This window comes from Coprobacter fastidiosus (genome assembly GCF_030296935.1).
Classification (GTDB): Bacteria; Bacteroidota; Bacteroidia; order Bacteroidales; family Coprobacteraceae; genus Coprobacter; species Coprobacter fastidiosus.
On sequence record NZ_AP028032.1, the window covers coordinates 1,011,465 to 1,033,501 of the forward strand.

The 22,037-nt window shown below is 37.8% G+C and carries 19 protein-coding genes and 2 pseudogenes; 11 read left to right on the forward strand and 10 right to left on the reverse strand.

The window, feature by feature from the left end; genetic code table 11:
- Window positions 1-10: 10 nt before the first annotated feature.
- The 8 genes from QUE35_RS04120 (at window position 11) to QUE35_RS04155 (ending at window position 8,443) form a co-directional block, all read left to right on the forward strand.
- Window positions 11-640, forward strand: a complete 630-nt coding sequence (locus QUE35_RS04120; protein ID WP_009319248.1) for a thiamine phosphate synthase — start codon at window positions 11-13, stop codon at window positions 638-640.
- Window positions 633-1,400 (forward strand): thiazole synthase, encoded by a 768-nt coding sequence (locus tag QUE35_RS04125; RefSeq protein WP_022600905.1) that lies wholly within the window; start codon window positions 633-635, stop codon window positions 1,398-1,400. The genes QUE35_RS04120 and QUE35_RS04125 overlap by 8 nt, the downstream gene beginning before the upstream one ends.
- A gap of 26 nt (window positions 1,401-1,426) precedes the next feature.
- Complete coding sequence (thiC, locus tag QUE35_RS04130; protein ID WP_022600903.1) at window positions 1,427-3,124, forward strand: phosphomethylpyrimidine synthase ThiC; 1,698 nt, start codon at window positions 1,427-1,429, stop codon at window positions 3,122-3,124.
- A gap of 6 nt (window positions 3,125-3,130) precedes the next feature.
- On the forward strand, window positions 3,131-3,676 hold the full coding sequence (locus QUE35_RS04135) for a HEAT-like fold family protein (RefSeq protein WP_009319245.1): 546 nt from the start codon (window positions 3,131-3,133) through the stop codon (window positions 3,674-3,676).
- 4 nt (window positions 3,677-3,680) lie between these two features.
- On the forward strand, window positions 3,681-4,796 hold the full coding sequence (gene thiH / locus QUE35_RS04140; protein ID WP_022600901.1) for a 2-iminoacetate synthase ThiH: 1,116 nt from the start codon (window positions 3,681-3,683) through the stop codon (window positions 4,794-4,796).
- An 11-nt stretch (window positions 4,797-4,807) separates the two neighbouring features.
- Window positions 4,808-5,500 (forward strand): HesA/MoeB/ThiF family protein, encoded by a 693-nt coding sequence (locus QUE35_RS04145; protein WP_009319243.1) that lies wholly within the window; start codon window positions 4,808-4,810, stop codon window positions 5,498-5,500.
- 98 nt (window positions 5,501-5,598) lie between these two features.
- Complete coding sequence (locus tag QUE35_RS04150) at window positions 5,599-7,764, forward strand: S46 family peptidase (RefSeq protein ID WP_022600900.1); 2,166 nt, start codon at window positions 5,599-5,601, stop codon at window positions 7,762-7,764.
- A 31-nt stretch (window positions 7,765-7,795) separates the two neighbouring features.
- Window positions 7,796-8,443, forward strand: a complete 648-nt coding sequence (locus QUE35_RS04155) for a DUF1349 domain-containing protein (RefSeq protein ID WP_022389673.1) — start codon at window positions 7,796-7,798, stop codon at window positions 8,441-8,443.
- A 118-nt stretch (window positions 8,444-8,561) separates the two neighbouring features.
- Here the strand turns inward: QUE35_RS04155 and QUE35_RS13735 are convergent.
- Window positions 8,562-8,780 (reverse strand): annotated as a pseudogene (locus QUE35_RS13735) (ABC transporter C-terminal domain-containing protein); the annotation flags it as partial.
- 95 nt (window positions 8,781-8,875) lie between these two features.
- Window positions 8,876-10,448, reverse strand: a pseudogene (locus QUE35_RS04160) (ABC-F family ATP-binding cassette domain-containing protein); the annotation flags it as partial.
- Window positions 10,449-10,689: 241 nt separating this feature from the next.
- Between QUE35_RS04160 and QUE35_RS04165 the strand changes: the two are divergent.
- Complete coding sequence (locus tag QUE35_RS04165; protein ID WP_022600897.1) at window positions 10,690-12,039, forward strand: sigma-54-dependent transcriptional regulator; 1,350 nt, start codon at window positions 10,690-10,692, stop codon at window positions 12,037-12,039.
- A gap of 444 nt (window positions 12,040-12,483) precedes the next feature.
- Here the strand turns inward: QUE35_RS04165 and rlmB are convergent, their stop codons facing one another.
- The 8 genes from rlmB to rlmH form a co-directional block, all read right to left on the reverse strand.
- The gene (gene rlmB, locus QUE35_RS04170) at window positions 12,484-13,230 is read right to left on the reverse strand and encodes a 23S rRNA (guanosine(2251)-2'-O)-methyltransferase RlmB (protein WP_022390658.1); all 747 of its coding nucleotides are present in this window, start codon (window positions 13,228-13,230) and stop codon (window positions 12,484-12,486) included.
- 14 nt (window positions 13,231-13,244) lie between these two features.
- On the reverse strand, window positions 13,245-14,903 hold the full coding sequence (gene recN / locus QUE35_RS04175; protein ID WP_009319235.1) for a DNA repair protein RecN: 1,659 nt from the start codon (window positions 14,901-14,903) through the stop codon (window positions 13,245-13,247).
- 10 nt (window positions 14,904-14,913) lie between these two features.
- Window positions 14,914-15,816: a type IX secretion system protein PorD gene (porD, locus tag QUE35_RS04180; protein ID WP_009319234.1), complete on the reverse strand. Its 903-nt coding sequence runs from the start codon at window positions 15,814-15,816 to the stop codon at window positions 14,914-14,916.
- Between the two features lie 14 nt (window positions 15,817-15,830).
- The gene (gene coaBC / locus QUE35_RS04185) at window positions 15,831-17,027 is read right to left on the reverse strand and encodes a bifunctional phosphopantothenoylcysteine decarboxylase/phosphopantothenate--cysteine ligase CoaBC (protein WP_022600896.1); all 1,197 of its coding nucleotides are present in this window, start codon (window positions 17,025-17,027) and stop codon (window positions 15,831-15,833) included.
- A gap of 99 nt (window positions 17,028-17,126) precedes the next feature.
- On the reverse strand, window positions 17,127-17,894 hold the full coding sequence (locus QUE35_RS04190; RefSeq protein ID WP_022600895.1) for a 3'-5' exonuclease: 768 nt from the start codon (window positions 17,892-17,894) through the stop codon (window positions 17,127-17,129).
- Window positions 17,895-17,910: 16 nt separating this feature from the next.
- A complete protein-coding gene (dnaN, locus tag QUE35_RS04195; RefSeq protein ID WP_009319231.1) occupies window positions 17,911-19,038 on the reverse strand; it encodes a DNA polymerase III subunit beta in 1,128 nt (375 codons plus the stop codon).
- Window positions 19,039-19,510: 472 nt separating this feature from the next.
- Window positions 19,511-20,191, reverse strand: a complete 681-nt coding sequence (locus QUE35_RS04200) for a DUF2490 domain-containing protein (RefSeq protein WP_147404912.1) — start codon at window positions 20,189-20,191, stop codon at window positions 19,511-19,513.
- Window positions 20,184-20,657 (reverse strand): 23S rRNA (pseudouridine(1915)-N(3))-methyltransferase RlmH, encoded by a 474-nt coding sequence (gene rlmH, locus QUE35_RS04205; RefSeq protein WP_022600892.1) that lies wholly within the window; start codon window positions 20,655-20,657, stop codon window positions 20,184-20,186. Before rlmH ends, QUE35_RS04200 begins: the two co-directional genes overlap by 8 nt.
- A 147-nt stretch (window positions 20,658-20,804) precedes the next feature.
- Between rlmH and QUE35_RS04210 the strand changes: the two genes are divergently transcribed.
- Window positions 20,805-21,191 (forward strand): DUF4783 domain-containing protein, encoded by a 387-nt coding sequence (locus QUE35_RS04210; protein WP_022600891.1) that lies wholly within the window; start codon window positions 20,805-20,807, stop codon window positions 21,189-21,191.
- Window positions 21,191-22,030: a carboxylating nicotinate-nucleotide diphosphorylase gene (nadC, locus tag QUE35_RS04215; RefSeq protein ID WP_009319227.1), complete on the forward strand. Its 840-nt coding sequence runs from the start codon at window positions 21,191-21,193 to the stop codon at window positions 22,028-22,030. Before QUE35_RS04210 ends, nadC begins: the two co-directional genes overlap by 1 nt.
- Window positions 22,031-22,037 lie beyond the last annotated feature (7 nt).

Genomic DNA, 22,037 nt, shown 5'->3' on the forward strand with positions numbered 1-22,037 from the left:
AAATCTGTTTATGTTACAATTCATTACCCATAGCAACGAAAAATACGATTATCTGACATCTGCAATCGAAGCCTTAAAAGGAGGATGCCACTGGATACAACTCCGAATGAAAAATATACCGGAACAGACCGTTATGGCAACAGCTCTACAACTAAAAGAATATTGTCGAAAATATAATGCAAAATTGATTCTCGATGATCATGTACAAGCGACATTGAAAACCGGAGCAGACGGAGTGCATTTAGGGAAAAACGATATGTCCCCATCTGATGCCAGAAAAATATTAGGGAACGGATATATTATCGGTGGAACAGCCAATACGCTCGATGATATCGAACGGCTAATAAAAGAAGGAGTCGATTATATCGGGTTAGGACCTTTTCGCTATACAGAAACAAAAAAAAATCTGAGCCCTATTTTAGGGATCGACGGTTATAAAAAAATACTTATGGCTTGTAAAGAAAAAGGGTATACAATACCCATCGTTGCGATAGGCGGAATTACCAAAAATGACATTCCTGAAATCATGTCAACCGGAGTCACAGGCATTGCTTTATCAGGAAGCATTCTGCGAGCAGAAAATCCTCAAGTCGAAACTCAATTGATTATAAATCTTATAAACAAGTATAACAATGAATAAATTAGTAATCGGAGGCAGGGAATTCAACTCCCGTCTTTTTGTAGGTACAGGCAAATTCAGTTCTAATCCGTTAATGGAAAAAGCGATCATCGCTTCAGGATCAGAGATGGTGACCGTTGCCATGAAACGTGTTGATATGCAAAATCCGGAAGATGATATCTTAGTCCATATCAATCGAGATCATATACAATTACTTCCGAATACATCGGGAGTCCGTGATGCAGAGGAGGCAGTACTTGCTGCACAATTAGCAAGAGAAGCATTCGGAACTAATTTTATAAAATTAGAAATACATCCCGATCCGAAATATTTATTACCAGACCCCATAGAAACACTGAAAGCAACCGAGGTGTTAGCGAAAATGGGGTTTGTCGTATTGCCTTACATTCAAGCCGATCCGGTACTATGCAAACGGTTAGAAGAAGCAGGTGCTGCTACTGTGATGCCTTTAGGTGCTCCTATCGGAACGAACAAAGGCATCATTACCCGGGATCTCATTGAAATTATCATAGAACAAAGCAATATCCCTGTCGTTATAGATGCAGGTATCGGAGCTCCATCACATGCTGCAGAAGCTATGGAGATGGGGGCAGATGCTGTACTTGTAAATACAGCAATCGCAATCGCAGGAAATCCTGAGCAAATGGCTTTAGCTTTCAAACAAGCCGTAGAAGCCGGACGGTTAGCTTATGAATCAGGACTCGGAGTTCAAAGACGCCATGCCGAAGCAAGCAGCCCCCTCACCTCTTTTCTAGATTAATTCACCTGATAAATAAAATACACGATATGAAACCTAAAAACGACATGAAAAATAGTTATCCGGGATCTGAAAAAATCTATGTACCCGGAAAATTATATAACATCCAGGTAGGCATGCGGAAAGTAAATTTGACCGATACGGTAAAAATCATTGACGGAAAACGGATCACAAGGCATAATGACCCCGTATATATTTACGATACCAGCGGAGCTTATACCGATCCGAAAATAGAAATAGATTTGGAAAAAGGATTGCCACGCTTGCGGGAATCATGGATTACAGGACGTAATGATGTCGAACGTCTTTCCGAAATTACATCCCAATACGGACGTTCCCGCACGGCAGATAAATCTTTAGATCCGATTCGTTTCAAAAATGTACAACTGCCCTATCGTGCCAAAAAAGGGAAAGAAATTACTCAGATGTACTATGCCAAAAAAGGAATTATTACCCCGGAAATGGAATATGTGGCTATCCGAGAAAATCTACAAAACGAGATGCTTGGTATAAAAAGCCATATTACTCCGGAATTTGTCAGAGATGAAGTTGCCGCCGGACGGGCTATTATCCCTGCAAATATCAACCATCCCGAAGCCGAGCCGATGATTATCGGCAGAAATTTCTTAGTAAAACTAAATACGAATATCGGTAACTCGGCACTCTCTTCTGGTATTGAAGAAGAAGTTGACAAAGCGTTATGGAGTTGTCGCTGGGGAGGAGATACTTTAATGGATTTGTCCACCGGAGATAATATTCATGAGACACGAGAATGGATCATTCGCAATTGTCCTGTTCCGATGGGAACTGTTCCTATCTATCAAGCTCTCGAAAAAGTAAACGGAAAAGCCGAAGGCCTCACATGGGAAATTTATAAGGACACTTTAATCGAACAATGCGAACAGGGTGTAGATTATTTCACTATACACGCAGGAGTATTAAAAGCTCATGCCGAACTTGTCGGAGAACGACTCACAGGAATCGTATCTCGTGGAGGTTCTATTATGACAAAATGGTGCATAAGTCATAATCAGGAAAATTTCCTATACACTCATTTCGACGAAATCTGTGAAATCGTGAAACAGTATGATGTTGCTTTGTCCTTAGGTGACGGCATGCGCCCCGGATCGATACATGATGCCAACGACAGGTCACAATTCCTCGAATTAGATGTACTTGGAGAATTAACCCAAAAAGCATGGGCTCATAATGTACAAGTCATTATCGAAGGTCCGGGACATGTTCCCATGCAAAAAATCAGAGAAAATATGGACAAGCAACTGACATCATGCCATGAAGCACCCTTTTACACGTTAGGACCGTTGACTACCGATATCGCTCCGGGATATGATCATATAACGTCTGCTATCGGAGCCGCAATGATCGCATGGTACGGTACAGCAATGATCTGCTATGTAACTCCTAAAGAACATTTAGGTCTCCCCAATCGCGAGGATGTACGTAATGGCGTTATCGCATATAAGATCGCAGCTCACGCAGCAGATATAGCCAAAGGTCATCCGGGTGCTCAGGTACGGGACGATGCACTGAGCAAAGCCCGTTTCGAATTCCGCTGGAAAGACCAATTTAACCTTTCCTTAGATCCGGAAAGAGCATTAGAGTATTATAAAGAAGGCTCAAAAAATGACGGAGAATATTGCACAATGTGCGGTCCGAATTTTTGTGCCATGCGCATCAGTCAAAACTTAAACGACTGTACAAAATAAATATAAATGGAAAAAGTAACCGATTTTCGCCGATTGTTATCAGAGTCCTTGTCACGCAAGATTATCGATCAGATTGTCACTTCTGTTTCGCGCCGTCCACAAGAGTTTATTCCGTTAATACAATTAACTAAAGACAGCGAAATAAAAATTGCATGGCGAGCAACTTGGGCATGTGAAAAGTTATGTAAAATGTATCCTGAATGGTTCGTCCCCTATTACGAACAATTGATACAGGAACTCCCGGACTCTCCTCACGACGGAATAAAGCGGTTGCGACTGTCTATATTATATCAATTACCGGTAACAGGGGATTTCCCTGTTACCCTTTTCGATTATTGTATCAATCATATGCTATCTCCCGGTGAAAGCATTGCGGTACAGGCTCTTTGCATGAAATTAGCCTATAAATTGTGTATGCAAGAACAGGAGTTATTACGTGAACTAAAAGTTTATCTGGAGAATGCCGAACCGGAATATTATTCCGTTGGTGTACGATGTACCCGAAAAAACATTCTCAAAAGAATCAATTCATTGCATAAAAAAGAAAAATAAGTATATGTTATTTTCTGAAGAATTAGAAAAATATTCATGGGATGAGATCACACAACAGATCTATGCCAAAACAGATGCCGATGTAGAAAGAGCTTTAAATAAAAAGCATTTGCAAATAGACGATTTTATAGCGCTAATTTCTCCGGCAGCAGATAAATATCTTGAAAAAATGGCATTTCTAAGCCGCATGTACACCCAACAACGTTTCGGTAAAACGATACAAATGTATGTACCTTTATACATTACAAATTCCTGCACAAATCATTGTGTGTACTGCGGATTTCAACATGATAACCCGATAAAACGAGTCATATTGAAGGATGAAGAAATTGTCAACGAATGCAAGGCCATACGCAGAATCGGACCATTTGAAAATTTATTGATAGTGACAGGAGAAAATCCCCGTGACGCAGGTGTCGATTATCTTGAAAACGCTTTACGGCTTGCCCGCCCTTATTTTTCGAATTTGACAATAGAAGTAATGCCTCTGAAAAGCGAAGAATACTATCGACTGACCCGATCAGGGTTAAATGGTGTGGTATGCTTTCAAGAAACTTACAACAAAGATCGTTATAAGGTATATCATCCCAAAGGAATGAAATCGAAATTCGAGTGGAGAGTAAACGGGTTTGACCGCATGGGGCAAGCAGGAGTCCATAAAATCGGAATGGGCGTATTGATCGGACTGGAAGATTGGCGTACCGACACGACTATGATGGCCATACATTTACAATATCTGAGAAAACACTACTGGAAAACGAAATATAGTGTAAATTTTCCGCGTATGCGTCCCTCTGAAGGACATTTCCAGCCGAATGTAGTAATGACCGACAGACAACTGGCTCAACTGATTTTTGCGTATCGCATTTTTGATCATGATGTCGATATATCGATTTCTACACGAGAAAGCCCCAACTTCAGGAACAATATTACGACTCTTGGTGTCACATCGATGAGCGCAGGGTCAAAAACCGAACCGGGTGGATATTTTACTTATCCTCAAGCTTTGGAACAATTCGCAGTCAGTGACGAAAGATCCCCCGAAGAGGTCGAAAAAGCGATCAAACAGCAGGGATATGAAGTTGTATGGAAAGATTGGGATGAGATATTCGATAGATAAATTAAACGAATATGGAACGCTATAGCCGTCAAATTATGCTTCCCGAAATCGGGAACGAAGGACAAAAGAAACTTTCTGAAGCATCGGTACTATTAGTGGGTGTAGGAGGATTGGGTTCTCCTATATCTCTTTATCTTACAGGAGCAGGAATAGGACGTATCGGATTAATCGATGCCGATGTTGTTTCAGAAAGTAATTTACAACGACAAGTGCTATACACCGAACAAGAAATAGGATTACCGAAAGTAGAATGTGCGAAACGTCGCCTTCAGGCTCTGTCAGGAAATATACAAATCGATACATATCAAGAGTTTTTTTCAGAAAAAAATGCGATGAGTTTAGTCGAGAAATATGATCTGGTTATAGACGGGTGCGATAACTTCGCTACACGTTATCTGATAAACGACTGTTGTGTTGCAGCAGGAAAGCCTTATATATACGGAACAATCGGAGAATTTTTCGGTCAAGCGTCCGTATTCAATTATCAAGGTGGTATGACTTACCGAGATCTTTACCCCGACGAACAAGAACTGACCTCTAAGCCCCGCACAATAAACGGTGTCATAGGTGTAGTCCCCGGTATTATCGGATGTATAGAGGCTTCGGAAACCATTAAAGTGATCACCGGATGCGGAAAACCGTTACGTAACCGGCTGTTTACAATAGATGTCCTTTCTATGCAATCTGAAATATTGGAATTTTGATATTCTTTCATACAAAAAATCATCCTGCGCCGCTATTTGGAACGGGATGATTTTATTTTTATCTTCGCCTCGAATATACAAATCAGATTTTCTCCTCTATGAAAAAAATTTTTCTTTTTATTCTATTGCTTTTTTCTTCTTCTTTCTTTTCTACAAAGGCAGATGAAGGAATGTGGGTACTTCCTCTCTTAAACCAACAAAACATATCACAAATGAAAGGTCTCGGATTAGATATCTGTGCCGAAGACATTTACCACCCGGACTCCACATCTCTGAAAGATGCCGTTGTGATTTTCGGAAGAGGTTGTACCGGGGAAGTCATATCCCCCAACGGGTTGATTTTGACTAACCATCATTGCGGATATAGTTACATACAGCAACATAGTTCTGTCGACAACGATCTGTTGACCAACGGGTTCTGGGCTAAAAACAGAGAAGAAGAACTCCCCAATCCCGGACTGACCGTCACATTTATCGACAAAATAGAAGATGTAACGGCTTATGTTCAAAACGAGATAAAAAAAGATACGTCAAAACAAGAACTGAATTATTTGTCTGCATCATATTTGAATAATCTTGCAGAAAAGAGAATCGGCAAAGATTTTTTAAAAAAACATCCGGGAATCGAAGTTACGATAAAACCGTTCTATGGCGGAAATCAATACTACATGTTCACCCAAAAAGTTTATTCGGATGTGCGAATGGTAGCAGCGCCACCTTCTTCTATCGGCAAATTTGGTGCAGATACGGACAATTGGATGTGGCCTCGTCATACAGGGGATTTTTCTATATTCAGAGTATATGCCGACAATATGGGTAATCCAGCCCCGTATTCTGAAAAAAACATTCCCTTAAGACCTAAAAAATATTTCAATCTTTCGACACAAGGTATTCAAGAAAATGATTTTGTCATGCTCATGGGCTTTCCGGGACGTACTAATCATTACTATACTCCGGCCGAAGTCATCGAACGACGAGACATAGAAAATAGCATTCGAGTCGAGGTACGAGACCTTCGTCAACAATTAATGTTGGAAGAAATGTTGAAAGATCCGAAAATACGCATTCAATATTCCGGAAAATATGCCAATTCTACCAATAGTTATAAAAGCAGTAAAGGAATGAACAAAATGATAAACCAACAGCAACTTGTAACTCTTAAGGAGAAAGAGCAACAACAGTTGTTGGAATGGAGCAAACAAAACGACAAACCGGAATATAAACAGGCCGCAGAAGATATAGCAACGATTGTCAATAACAGAGCCAATCTAAAAAAACGCATGCAATATCTCAATGAAGCTCTATTTATCGGCATTGAATTCAGTCGGGTTCCTACGCATCAAAGTTTAATTGAAAAAATGAAAAAATCCGGAAAGAAAATTTTTCCAGACTCGGCTATGCAGATCATAAATAAAGGGTACTCTAATTTCCGAAATAAAGATTACGCACCTGAAGTAGACAAGAAAATCGCAAAAGCATTATTGAAACTATATGCTGAAAAAATATCTCCGGAAAAGCGTCCGACATTCTTTAAAACAATAGACAAAAAATATAACGGAAATATCGATAGGTATGTCGATGAATTATTTGAAAAATCGATATATGGTAATCCCTCTCAATATGAAAAATTCAAAAAACATCCATCCGTTAAGGTTTTAGAACAGGACGGCATGATCGCTTTTGCCCGATCAATACGGGATGAAGCAAAAAATATTTCAAAAGCGCTAAAGCAAGATGAGATAAAAATAGCTAATGCTCAACGCACCTACATCAAAGGTATTTTAGAAATGAACGGGGATAAACCCAATTATCCGGATGCAAATTTCACTATCCGGTTAACTTACGGAAACGTATCTCCGTTAAATCCGGCAGACGGAATTTCTTGTCGTTATTATACTACTTTAGACGGAGTTATGGAAAAGGAAGATCCCGACAACTGGGAATTCGTGGTGTCGCCTCGTCTAAAAGAATTGTACAAGAAAAAAGACTTCGGGAATTATAGTCGAACAGACGGTTCTATGCCTGTAAATTTTATTGCAAACACTCACACGACAGGAGGTAACTCGGGAAGTCCTGTAATGAACTCAAAAGGAGAGCTTGTCGGTATCGGATTCGACCGGAATTGGGAGGGTATAACTGGAGACATTCAATATCAAAAAACTTATCAACGCACCATTTGTACAGATATAAGATATATATTATTTATCATCGATAAATATGCAAATGCGTCCCACTTGATAGAAGAACTGAACATAATAAGATAAAAACACCTAAAACAAAATTAATAATAGAAAGATGAAAAAATTATTTTTAGGTATCTTGGCTTTAGGAATATTCCAAAGCACATACGCTCAAAGTTTAGAAAAAATGCAATGGTTCAACGAACCTGAAAAATGGGAAATAAAAGATAATGCCCTCACCATGTTCGTCACACCGCAATGCGACTATTGGAGAATATCTCATTACGGTTTCACAGTCGATGATGCGCCCTTTTATTATGCAACTTATGGCGGAGAATTCGAGGTAAAAGTAAAAATTACAGGTGATTATAAAAGCAGGTTCGATCAAATGGGACTTATGCTCCGCATCGATCATGAAAACTACATCAAAGCCGGAGTTGAATTTGTCGATGGAAAATTCAATTTAAGTACCGTAGTAACACATAAAACAAGTGATTGGAGTGTGATTACATTAGACAAAACACCGGATTTTGTGTGGATAAAAGCCGTCAGACGTCTCGACGCTGTAGAAATATTCTATTCGTATGACGATAAAACTTATACGATGATGAGAAACGCTCATTTACAAGATAATACTCCTGTCATGGTCGGATTAATGGCCGCCAGTCCGGACGGAAACGGTTTCGATGCAAAATTTGAATATTTTAAAGTAAAGCATCTACCCGACCAACGTCGTTTAAAATGGTTGGAAAATAACAAATAAAACCATCTCTGACATGAGCCTGCTTAAATTTCTTTTCCAGAAAATTTAAACATCGGGAGTAAATAAAAGCAGCCGTTATTATTATAGGAATAATAACGGCTGTCATTTTAATATTTGCTTAACTTTCTATCTCACTCAGTTCAAGCCAACGCATTGTTTTCTCATCGATCTCATCGATAAGTACACTAATTCTTTTCGATTTTTCTAACAATTCATCATTAGAAAGAGTCCCTGAACTAAGTTCTACTTCAAGATTCGATTTTTCCTCTTCCAATCGGGGAATCAATATTTCCAGCTCCTCAAATTCCCTTTTTTCCTTAAAAGATAGACGACGCTTCGATGTCGTCGTTACTTCACGTATTTGCTTCGCTTCATTCTTCGTTTTTTTATTTTTCTCGGAAACTTCCAGTTTTTTTTGTTCCTCCATCAAATTCTTCCATTCTCTATAATCACTATAATTTCCCGGAAAATCCTTTAGTTCTCCATTACCCTTAAAAACCATCAGATGATCGACAACCTTATCCATAAAATAACGATCATGGGAAACTACAATAACACATCCTTTAAACGATCTGAGATATTCCTCAAGAATGTTCAAGGTAACAATATCAAGATCATTTGTCGGCTCGTCCAAAACTAAAAAATTAGGATTGTTGATCAACACCGTGCAGAGATAAAGTCTCCTTTTCTCTCCCCCACTCAATTTATAGATATAGTTGTATTGTGTTTCGGGTGTAAAAAGAAAATGTTGTAAAAACTGAGATGCAGATAAACGTCGCCCATCTCCCAATGATATTTCTTCTGCTATATTGCGTACGGCATCTATTACTTTCATCTGCTCGTCAAACTGCAACCCGTCTTGACTGTAATAACCGAAACGTACAGTCTCCCCAATTTCTATTTCTCCACTATCAGGTTGCAATTGTCCCATCAGCATTTTAATAAACGAAGACTTTCCCGCTCCGTTATTTCCGATAATACCCATTTTTTCATAACGGGCAAAAATATAATTGAAATCTTCCAAGATTTTCACATCTCCAAATCGTTTTGAAAGATGCTTTGCTTCAAATATTTTCGATCCGATATAAGATGACTTTACATCGAGTTTGACATTTCCAGTATCATGCTCCTGTTTGGCTTTCTTTTCAAGTTCATAAAAAGCATCTATACGATATTTAGCTTTGGAACCCCGAGCTTGAGGCTGACGACGCATCCAGTCAAGTTCGGTTCGCAACAGATTATTCGCACGGGCAACCTCTGCATTCTGCGCATCGATACGTTCTTGCCTTTTCTCCAAATAATAACTATAATTACCATTATATGAGTATAAAGACCGTTTGTCAATCTCCATAATCGAACTACAAACTCGATCCAAAAAATAACGGTCGTGAGTAACCATCAGCAGAGTAATGTTATTACGCTTCAAATATTCTTCGAGCCATTCTGTCATTTCCAAATCGAGATGATTGGTCGGTTCATCCAAAATTAACAGCTGAGGCTCTGAAATAAGAACATTTGCCAAAGCCACCCTTTTTAACTGTCCTCCCGACAAATGTTCTATCTTCTGATCAAAATTATTAATTTTCAGTTGCGAAAGAATTTGTTTTGCCCTGTATTCATAGTCCCACGCTTTCAGGTGGTCCATCTGTTCTACCAATTCCTCTATACGACCGGAATCTCCCGATATCAAAGCTTCTTCGTATGCCGATATAACACCCACAACCTCACTATCGCTATGAAAACAGGCTTCGAGAACTGTTATACCTTCGGGAAAATGAGGATCTTGAGGTAGATAACCGATACGCAAATCCCTACGATAGACAACATTACCGGAGTCATAATCTTCTTTTCCCGTAATGATATTCAATAACGTAGTCTTTCCCGTTCCGTTTTTCGCAATCAAACCGATACGATCCCCTTCAAAAATCCCGAAAGTGAGATTCTCGAACAATACCAAATCTCCAAAAGATTTAGTCAATCCTTCTACCTGTAAAAAACTTATCATTCTTCTCAATCTTCTTTTAATGGGATAAAGGTAATCATTATTCGACATATTCTGGAGATTTGTTCGAAGTTATATTTAAAACAACAGGTCGGAAGAAAATGCAAAAAAAGAACCGACCAGATTACTTTATCAGAAAATTCTGACAGATTATCAATATATAATATAGGTGAAAAAAGTATGATCGAACAAAACAAATTTCCTAAAATCCTTTATTTTTGTAACAGACTTACTAATAGATTTCATGAATAAAAGGAAAATATTAATTATCGAGGATGACATAACATTTGCTCTAATGCTGAAAACATGGCTTTCTCGCAAAGGTTTCGATGTAACTCATACCGGAAATGTGGCTGATGCTCAGAAACAATTATCCAAAGGAGAGTTCGATCTAATACTATCTGACCTCCGATTACCGGATCAAGAAGGAATAATGCTGCTAGCTTGGCTAAAAAAGCAAAATTTTCCCGTCCCCCCTTTTATCATAATGACGAGTTATGCAGATATACAATCGGCGGTGCTGGCAATGAAATCAGGAGCATCAGATTATATTGCCAAACCTTTTAATCCAGAAGCATTACTAATCAAAATAAACGAGTTATTACAGCAAAAAACAGAATTATCTTCGGTCAATAACCATCAAAATGAATCTTCAGCTAAAGCTCCTGCCCCTCCACGATTCATGGAAGGGAAAAGCGAGCAGGCTCGTCAATTATACGAATATATTCGTCTGGTAGCTCCGACTGACATGTCTGTTCTTGTAAACGGAGCAAGCGGCACAGGGAAAGAACATATTGCACAAGAAATACACCAACTAAGTAAGCGCAAGGATAAACCGTTCATTGCGATCGATTGTGGAGCTATACCTCGAGAATTGGCTGCATCTGAATTTTTCGGACATGTCAAAGGATCTTTTACCGGAGCTTTAACTGATAAAACAGGAGCTTTTGTAGCCGCACAAGGTGGTACTCTGTTTTTGGATGAAATCGGAAATCTTAGTTATGAAGTGCAAGTACAACTCCTACGGGCGTTACAAGAAAGAAAAATAAAACCGATAGGTAGTAATCAAGAAATAACAGTCGATATACGTTTGGTTACAGCAACGAACGAAAATTTAGAAGAGGCTATTAATAAAGGTAATTTCAGAGAAGATCTATATCACAGGATCAACGAATTTACTTTGCGTATCCCGACATTGAAAGAACGCCAAGATGATATTCTTTTATTTGCTGATCTATTCTTAGATCAGGCAAATCAAGAATTGGGGAAACATGTAATAGGGTTTACTTCCGAATGTTCTGCTATCTTTTTACAATACAGTTGGCCGGGAAATCTACGCCAGATGAAAAACGTTATAAAACGGGCAGCTCTACTTGCATCGACAGACTATATTTCTTTATCTGAACTTCCACCAGAAATATACGAACATTCGGAAACCAAAACAGCAATACCATTACGAAATGAAACAACAGAAAAGATCTTAATAAAAGAAGCATTAGAAAAAACAGGAAATAATAAATCCAAAGCTGCACGGCTACTTCAAATAGACAGAAAAACTTTATATAACAAATTGAAATTATACGGGCTCGAATAGTCTCTATTATTACTAATGGAAAGCACAAATTGATTGTATATTTTACACTTATCTGTCGTTTTATTATGAATTTAACATATATTATATATAAATCAACCGTTTGGACAAAACTTTTCTCTCTTTCAAGAAAGAAGTTTAAAGAAAAAGCCTACCTTTGCAAAGATGGAATATAAGTAGAAGGTCAAGAGTTACCTTCTTACCAATCTTGTTATCCTTCTAAATACCTAAAACACACAAAAAACGCCGACACTATCCGTTACGATTGCAAGGCTCCTAAACATTCGGTCGGGAATGTATAGTCTTGCCGAGAGTAAAAACTCTCAGCCCTCTCTTTCACCATATATTTTATTATATAAAAAAGACAGGATCTTTACCTAAGTAAAGAATAAGCACAGCGCGACGCCCAAAATGAGCGTCGCGCTGTGCTTATTCTTTAATAAATATCTATTTACAATTCCCCATTCGTTGACGTACGACTTCATACATCATAACTCCTGCTGCCACTGAAACATTTAACGACCCTATAACTCCCATCTGAGGAAGAGCAACCATATCGTCACACAAACGCAACACCTCTTTAGAAACTCCTGTATCTTCTGCTCCCATTACAATAGCTACCGGTACTGTATAATCAATATCTGTATAATTGACTACAGCCTTTTCAGAAGCCGCTATGGTTCTAAATCCACTATTTTTTAAAAATCGTACTGCTTCAAAAACGGATGATTCACGACAAACCGGCAAATGGAGCAATGCTCCGGCCGAAGTTTTCACTGCATCGGCATTGACTGAGACACTTCCTCTCTCCGGTATCACAATCGCATTCACTCCGGCACATTCACAAGTTCGGGCAATAGCACCGAAATTTCGGACATCCGTTATACCATCGAGCAAGATAATAAAGGGATTTTTTCCCTCTTCATACAATCCAGGAACAATGTCATCGAGATGCTGATAAGTTACGGCAGAAATAAACGCAAGAACACCTTGATGATTTTTGCGGCTCATCCGGTTAATTTTCTCAATCGGCACTTTTTGTACCACGATATTACGTCCTCTGACAGCAGCAAAAAGCTCTTGAGCCAAATCACTCTGCAAATCTTTTTTTATTAATATTTTATCTATATCCTTTCCGGCCTCAACAGCTTCAATTACCGCTCGAATACCAAAGATCATTTCATTTCTTTCCATTCTTTAATTCTTTTTTATTTACGTAACAATTCACGTGCGTTAGATAAAGCAGCATCAGTCAATTCGACTCCACTCAACATACGGGCAATTTCCTCAATTCGCTCCTCTTCCGATAAACAATCGATTCGGGTTACCGTATCCAAATCGGTATCCGATTTATATACCCGATAATGAAATGAACCTTTAGACGCAACCTGAGGCAAATGTGTTATACTGATTACTTGCATATAACATGCCATATTTTTCATAATAACCCCCATTTTATCGGCAATTTCTCCCGATACGCCGGTATCCACCTCATCGAATATAATAGTAGGCAATGCTACAGCTCCTGCAATCAACGACTTTATACACAGCATCAATCGCGAAATCTCACCTCCTGAAGCAACTTCGGCAACAGGCTGTAAAGATTGATTTTTATTTGCAGAAAACAAAAATTGCACTTGCTCTGCCCCATTTTCGTCTAAATCTTCTTTAGTCCTAAAAAAAACCTCAAAACGAAGATTTGGCATTCCGAGAGGAGTCGCCGCTGAAACCAGCATTTTAGAAAAGCACAAGGCTGCATCAGCACGCTTTTGCGATAATTCGCCTGCCATACGGCATAGCACATCCTTTTGTCCGGCAATCTTTTGCTCCAACAAATTTATCGCCTCATCAGAACTATCGATCATTTCAAGTTTAGCCGCCAGCTTTCGTTGAATTTCCAATAACTCTGAAACAGTCTGAACACGATGCTTTTGCTGTAACCGATAAATGGCATCTAATCTCTCCTCCACCTCTGCTAATCTTTCCGGATCAATAGAAACAGACTCTAATCGGGTTTCTATATCTTCAGCAATATCCTTAAATTCTATATAGAGTGTCTCTAAACGATTTTGAAGAGACTCAACAGACGGATAAATCCGGTGTAAGGAGCGCACACCAGAAAGAATATTCTTCATTAAAGAAAGCCCTCCGATATTCTCCGATTCAAAATATCCGGACAAAGTATATAATTCGCTTTTAATTTCTTCGGCATGTGTAAGCATCTCCTGTTCCTGCTCAAGAGTTTCTTGCTCCCCGTCAACCAAAGCAATTTCCTGAAGCTGTTCTAACTGAAAACGAATATAATCCTCTTCCTGACGGTTATTCTCATTCTCAATCTTTAACCGTTCAAGGTCTTTAATAAGTAACTTATATTTTTTATATTCCTTATGATAATCGCTCAAAATTTGGTCATTATGAGCTAACACATCAATAACCTTCATCTGAAAACGACCATCTCCTAAAAGCAAGTTTTGATGCTGAGAATGGATATCGACCAATTGATCCCCCAATTCTTTAAGCTGAGCCAAAGACACCGGAGTATCATTAATAAATGCCCTCGACTTTCCTGACGCCTGCATCTCACGTCTTAAAATACAATTTTCTGGATCATATTCCAAATCATTATATTCAAAAAACGATCGTAATGAATAGGCAGAAATATCGAAGAAGCCTTCGATAACCGCCTTTGTCGCCCCAGATTTTACAGCTTTACTATCTGCCCTTTGCCCCAATAGAAGAGAAAGAGCTCCTAAAATAATTGATTTACCAGCCCCTGTTTCTCCCGTAACAACTGAAAAACCGGAATAAAAATCAATATCTAATGCATCAATGAGTGCATAATTGCGAATAGACAATTTTCGAATCATAGTTATTCTATTAGCGACTTTCCTCGCGAATTGCTTTCAAACGACTGTTTTCGGTAGGATATATACCAATCAAAATTTTATAAATATCTTCTTTTTCTTGCTGTGGGGCTTTAGAATATATATTAATTACTTCATCCAACTTGCTGTCGCTGAATATAGGCAATACCACCGAAGTAGAAGATTCGGAACGAACCTCTTTCAATTGATTGATAGCCTCTGTTATTTTAGCTCGCCCCTTATCCGCACTGACAGTCATCTCGTCCAGGCCTTTCCGATGATATGTGTACCACAATTGGCGGAATAATGCAGTTCGAGGTTCAATAAAAGCCGACATCAAAGCATGACGATTACGATTACTCTCAAAAGCTTTCCATCCGATTTCCATAGAAGATTGTCCCATCGCTACAATTTTTTCCGCCTTTTGGAAAAACACCGTTCCTCCTTCGGGAGAGAAACTGTCAAAATCCAATCCCAGAATCATATACACATAAAAATCTATCACTGCAGTAAGATTGCTCTCTAATGTATTTTCATTATATACCAAAGGTTCATACTCTTGATAATTAAATTCAAATTCCGTATCCCTAAAATTAAGCATTGCCGTAGAATAGGAAGCATTATAAACCGGACGTCTCGATTGCACTTGCAAATCGCATTTATACCGATTATCTTCCACTTCATTTACTGTAAGCAAAAAAGTACATTCGATACGCTCGTTATTAGAAATTTGAGCATTACTCCATTTCCGATTATTAATATATTCCGAAATAGCTTGTTCTAACGTAGTAAAAACCTGCTTATTGGTACCTTGTATTTTATCGCTGTTGACTTGTACCCGACAATTCAATTCTTGTGCCGACAAAAAAGACGACAAAAGTAAAAAACACATGATAAAAAAAGATACTCGTTTCATTCTTTATTCTCCTGTTATTTCATATATCCGGATAAAACCGATATTATATCGGATGCCACTTCTTTTTTAGGCTTAACTTCAAACGGAATTTTTTCCCCGTCTCTTGTTAATATCGTAACTTTATTCGTATCGCACCGAAATCCTGCTCCGGCATCCTTCAATGAATTCAAAACAATAAAATCTAAATTCTTCCGCTTCATCTTCAACCGTGCATGCTCTTCTTCATTATCAGTCTCCAAAGCAAAACCCGCCAACACTTGATTCTGACGCTTTATCTTTCCTAAAGCAGCCGCAATGTCAGGATTTGGCTGCAAACGTAAGACTATATCATCTCCCGAACGTTTTATCTTTATATCACTACAATGATCTGGAGCATAATCGGCAACGGCCGCACACATTATCGCAGCATCAGCACCGGGATATTCTCTTAATGCGACATCATACATTTCCCGAGCAGATTCAACATCAATCCTACAGATCGAAGAATGATATGCTTTTAAAGAGACTGGACCTGCTATCAAAGTAACTTCTGCCCCCCTTGCTGCACACTCCTCGGCTAAAGCAAAACCCATCTTTCCGGAAGAGTAGTTACCTATAAAACGTACAGGATCGATCTTTTCATATGTCGGACCGGCAGTTATTATAATTTTTTTTCCTGCCAACTCTTGCCGAATAGAAAAAAAGTTTTCAATAATTGCAACAATCTTATCCGGTTCTTCCATCCGACCTTTCCCTTCAAGATGACTTGCTAATTCTCCAATTCCGGGTTCTATTATATGATTGCCATACGAACGTAGTAAATCAAGATTATGCTGAGTGGACGGATGAGCAAACATATCAAGATCCATAGCTGGAGCGATAAATACAGGAGCTTTCGCAGAAAGATAAGTCGTTATCAGCATATTGTCGGCAATTCCATTTGCCATCTTTCCGATCGTGCTTGCCGTTGCCGGTGCAATAACCATTGCATCAGCCCATAGCCCCAAATCGACATGGCTATGCCAAGTACCGTCATTTGCCGTAAAAAATTCACTTACTACCGGTTTACCCGTTAATGCCGACAGCGTAACCGGAGTAATGAACTCCTTTCCCGCCGGTGTTATCACGACCTGAACTTCCGCTCCTTTCTTTATAAATGCACGCACCAAATATGCGGCTTTATATGCTGCAATACTTCCGGTTATACCCAATATAATTTTTTTCCCTCTCATCTCCAAAGCAATCTTTATCAGAAAAAATCTTATATAAAAAGCCCCAATATTCTCTTCTCGCCAATTATTGGTAGAAAAAAAATACCGGGCTTAACAATCTTATTTATTAAAGGCTCTCAATTTGATGCTAGTAATCACATTTTTAGTATTCAAAGTAAAATCACCCTGCATCATCCAGCCATAATATCCGATATCCGTTTTAAAAACTTCGGCAACAGAACGTCCTTTATATTTTCCAAAATTAAAGACCTCCTCACCTTTATCGTTATACACTATACGACCGGCAAAATCGACATTTTTATTATGAGTCGAAAATTCTGCAAGTGCAGCTACATCATTAGGTAAATTCTCATAACGATCAAGTTGTGACTTCAAAACTTCATAAGTAGCCCGTGTATCAGCCTCTGCCGTATGAGCATCATTTAAATCTTTATCACAATAGAACTTATAGGCCGCCGACAACGTACGTTGTTCCATTTTATGAAAAATAGTCTGTACATCGATCATCTTTCGCTTTGAAAGATCAATATCGACCCCTGCACGCAATAGCTCTTCGACCAAAAGAGGTATATCGAAACGGTTCGAATTATAACCAGCCAAATCGCACCCCTCAATTTCACGAGCAATCGTTTTTGCAACTTCTTTAAATGTCTGACAATTTGCAACATCAGCATCACTTATTCCATGAACGGCTGTCGATTCTGGAGGAATAGGTATTCCCGGATTAATCCGCAATGTTTTACACTCTTCTTTCCCGTTAGGATATACTTTTAAATAACTTATTTCGACAATTCTATCGGTGGCAATATTAACTCCGGTTGTTTCCAAATCAAAAAAAACAATCGGATTTTTAAGATTCAGCTGCATTTAATTTCTTATTTGTTTAAAAATCGGTCAACATCATAGGCATCAGTAACATCAACAAATCTTCATTAGCCTGATTCTCTATTGGCAAAATAAGCCCCGCACGCGAAGGATCAGAAAGTTCTATAGAGACTTCCTGAGAAGAGATATTATTTAATATCTCAATAAGATATACCGATTTAAAACCGATACCCATAGAGTCTCCTGAATAACTGCAAGAAATGCTTTCTTCTGCCGATGTAGAAAAATCTATATCTTGAGCAGAAACGACAATCTGATTTTCACTCAACTGCAATTTCACCAAATTACTCGCCTGATTAGAAAATACGGATACACGACGCAATACATTTGTAAATAAAGCCCTGTCGATAATCAATCTATTGGGATTATTTTGAGGTATTACCGATGCGTAATTAGGGTAACGGCCTTCAATAAGACGACAATTCAAAACAAAATTCGATAATGTAAAGCATGCATTCTTATCATCAAAAGAGACCGTTACATCTCCGGCTTCTTTGGGTAAAATATTTTTTAAAAGATTTGCCGGTTTTTTGGGAAGAATAAACGATGCCTGGATTCCGGATTGTACCGAATCATTTTTACAACGAACCAACTTATGACTATCTGAAGCTACAAAAACAATATCCTCAGGATGAATATCCATACAGATACCATTCATTATCGGACGCAATTCATCATCAGCCGTAGCAAATATCGTGCGATTAATTCCATTCAACAATACCTGTGAACTGATAGAAAATGTTTTTGCCGTATCACTCAACGGAGATTTTTGAGGATACTCATCGCCATTCACACCAATAAAATTATACTTACCATTTTGAAAATACAAAAATATCTCCAAATTCTCATCATTGATTTCAAATGTCAAAGGCTGATCGGGCAATTCTTTTAACGGCTCTAACAAAATTTTTGCAGAAACAGCAAATAACCCTTGCCCTTCGGCTTCCAAAACTTCTATTGTGGTAGTCATAGTGGTTTCTTGATCCGATGCTGTCATGGTCAATGAATTACCTTCGAGCCGAAATAAAAAATTATCAAGAATAGCCATAGAGTTTTTTGTATTTATCACTCGACTGATCGCTTGCAAATGAGATAATAAAGCTGTGCTTGATACAATAAATTTCATGATGTTATATTTTATTTATTATTTCTTCTCAATCCCTCCGAAAAATATTTTTCCACAAATACGGAGTTCTCTTTATAGTGAACAAATGTAATCATTTTTTAGAAAATCGCTCTATCTTAAATTGAAAAAAGACATACGAAAAAAAGAAATCAGATTTATTCACTACATTTGTTTAGCATCGATTTTTTATAAATTTTCTACTATGAAACTAGATCGGAAATATTTCTGAATTTTCGTCGGAATCCTATCTACTATCATAATAATTATTGCCGTACCTTGTCTAAGTCGGCACATATGATTATCCCCACACATTATGCTACACCTGAAAATAATTTCCTATCATGCATGAAAGTGGAAAATATTTTCGAAATGTCTAACAACTATAAGTTACTACGAAAATCAATCAATTCACAGTACAGAACTCCCAAATGCGATCTTCTGTAACTTTCTTATTACAAAGAGACAATAAATATCATAATCTTACTTTATAAGCTACACCTAAAAAAGTATTCAATTTCTCAGGTGAAGTCAAAAGCATTTGTTCTTCACGCAACTTTAATTCTATAGACATCGACTTATCTAAACTACACTCAGCTCCGATTTCATACCATACACGTTCAGTAGCATTTCCACCTAAACGATTTAAAGTATTAAATACCTCTGCAGCAATAAACGGTTTCCAGTTACATTGTCTACCGATTATATAACTGAATTGTGCCCTATTACGCCATTTATTATTAGGATTCCGAGAAGCATTTCTGGTATAAGTAGACTCAAAACGAGACAAAAGAGATACCGACAAGTGAGTAAATGTATATCCTCCGCTTAATCCTAATTGATAACGTTGCCGATGTATTCGATATCCTGTTTCGGACAGCTGGTTCAAATAGTAATAATATACATTAGCTTTCAAATAATTTTTCCATATAGAATAATGCAAACCAACAATAGGCATATAACGTTCATAACGAGTAAAATTCTGATTTATCCACAAGTTTTGTTGCACTTGCGCACCAAATCGTTTTGTAAATTGCTTTTGTACAGTGATGCCGAACATCATCCCACTATCAAACTCTACAGCAGAAACACGATTAAAAAAAACAGCAACAAACACTATTATTAACGTTATTCTAAAACAAACAAATCTATTCATGATGATACGGTTCATTATTCAATATAGTCATAGCCCGATAAAGTTGTTCTACAAATATCATCCGGATCATTTGATGCGAAAAAGTCATTTTTGAAAGTGATATTTTCTCATTAGCAGCCTTATACACACGAGAGGAAAAACCGTATGGCCCACCTACAATAAAAACAAGTCTTTTAGGAACTACATGTGTTTTCCGTTCAATATAAGCAGCAAACTGCACAGAAGAATATTCTTTACCCCGTTCGTCTAATAAAACCAAATAATCTCCCGATTGCAAAAATTTAAAAATCTGATCGGCCTCTTTCTCTTTCTGTTGGTCAAAACTCAAATTCTTCATATTTTTCAAATCAGGTATTACTTCCATGTCAAAAGTGATATAGTGCTTTAATCGCTCACTATATTCTTTAATTGCTTCTGAAAAATAAGATTCAGTAGTTTTTCCGACAACTAAAAGGAGTATTTTCATCTTATAGATATGATATTCCCGCTTTTTGTTTACATTTGCATTTAAGTAATAAAAATCGGTCCGGATATTTTCCTTTTTTTGGGGAGCAAAGGTAATAAAATTTTACAGAAAGTTCTAAGGATTGACAACTCATAAAATAATAATGTTATGAAGCTAAAAGTTATTACACTATTGATTTTCGGTCTAATCATAACGGGAACTACTCTGTCTCAAAATATACCGAATGATATTCCCAAAGCTTTTAAAACCGGAGATGTTCAATGTCTCGAAAAATACATGGAAGATAAAATACTTCTAACTATATCAGGCATAAAACGACAATTGCCTCGTCCAAAAGCAAAAGAAAAACTATCAGCATTCTTTTCTAAAAATAAACCGACAGATTTTAAAACGATCCACCAAAGCGAACAAAACAACTCAGGATACATGATCGGAAAACTTTCCTCTGACAATCATGAATTCAGAGTACACATTTTAATGAAAATAACAGATAAAAAATATATTATAAACCAATTAAGAATAGAAAATTTCTAATGGACAAATTAATTGATGATTTAATAAAATTGGCATTCGCCGAAGATATCGGCGATGGAGATCATACAACTTTGTGTTGTATTCCAGAAAACGCTATGGGTAAATCTAAATTACTAATCAAAGAAGAAGGCATTCTAGCTGGCGTAGAGATGGCTCAACGCATTTTTAAAGATTTCGATCCTAATCTAAAGATGGAAATATTTATCAAAGATGGAACAGCTGTTAAACCGGGAGATATAGCCTTTACTGTAGAAGGAAAAGTCAGATCCCTTCTGCAAACCGAACGTCTAATGTTGAACGTAATGCAGCGAATGAGTGGAATAGCAACCGTTACAAACAAATATGTAAAACGATTAGAAGGTCTTCATACCCGCATATTAGATACTCGTAAAACAACACCGGGATTGCGCATGATCGAAAAAGCGGCTGTAAAAATCGGAGGTGGAGTAAACCACAGAATCGGACTTTTCGATATGATTTTACTTAAAGACAATCACATAGACTTTGCCGGAGGCATAGAAAAAGCTATAACACGTGCAAAAGAATACTTGAAGGAAAAAGGAAAAGATCTGAAAATAGAAATCGAAGTCCGCAACATGGACGAACTCGAAGAAGTTATGCGTATCGGAGGCATAGATCGTATCATGTTAGACAACTTTACTCCTGAACTTACGCGTAAAGCTGTAAAACGAATCGGAGGAAAATACGAAACAGAATCATCCGGAGGAATTACTTTCGACACGATTAGGGATTATGCAGAATGCGGTGTAGATTTTATATCAGTAGGAGCATTAACTCATTCTGTCAAAGGGTTAGACATGAGTTTTAAAGCCTGCTAAAAATAAA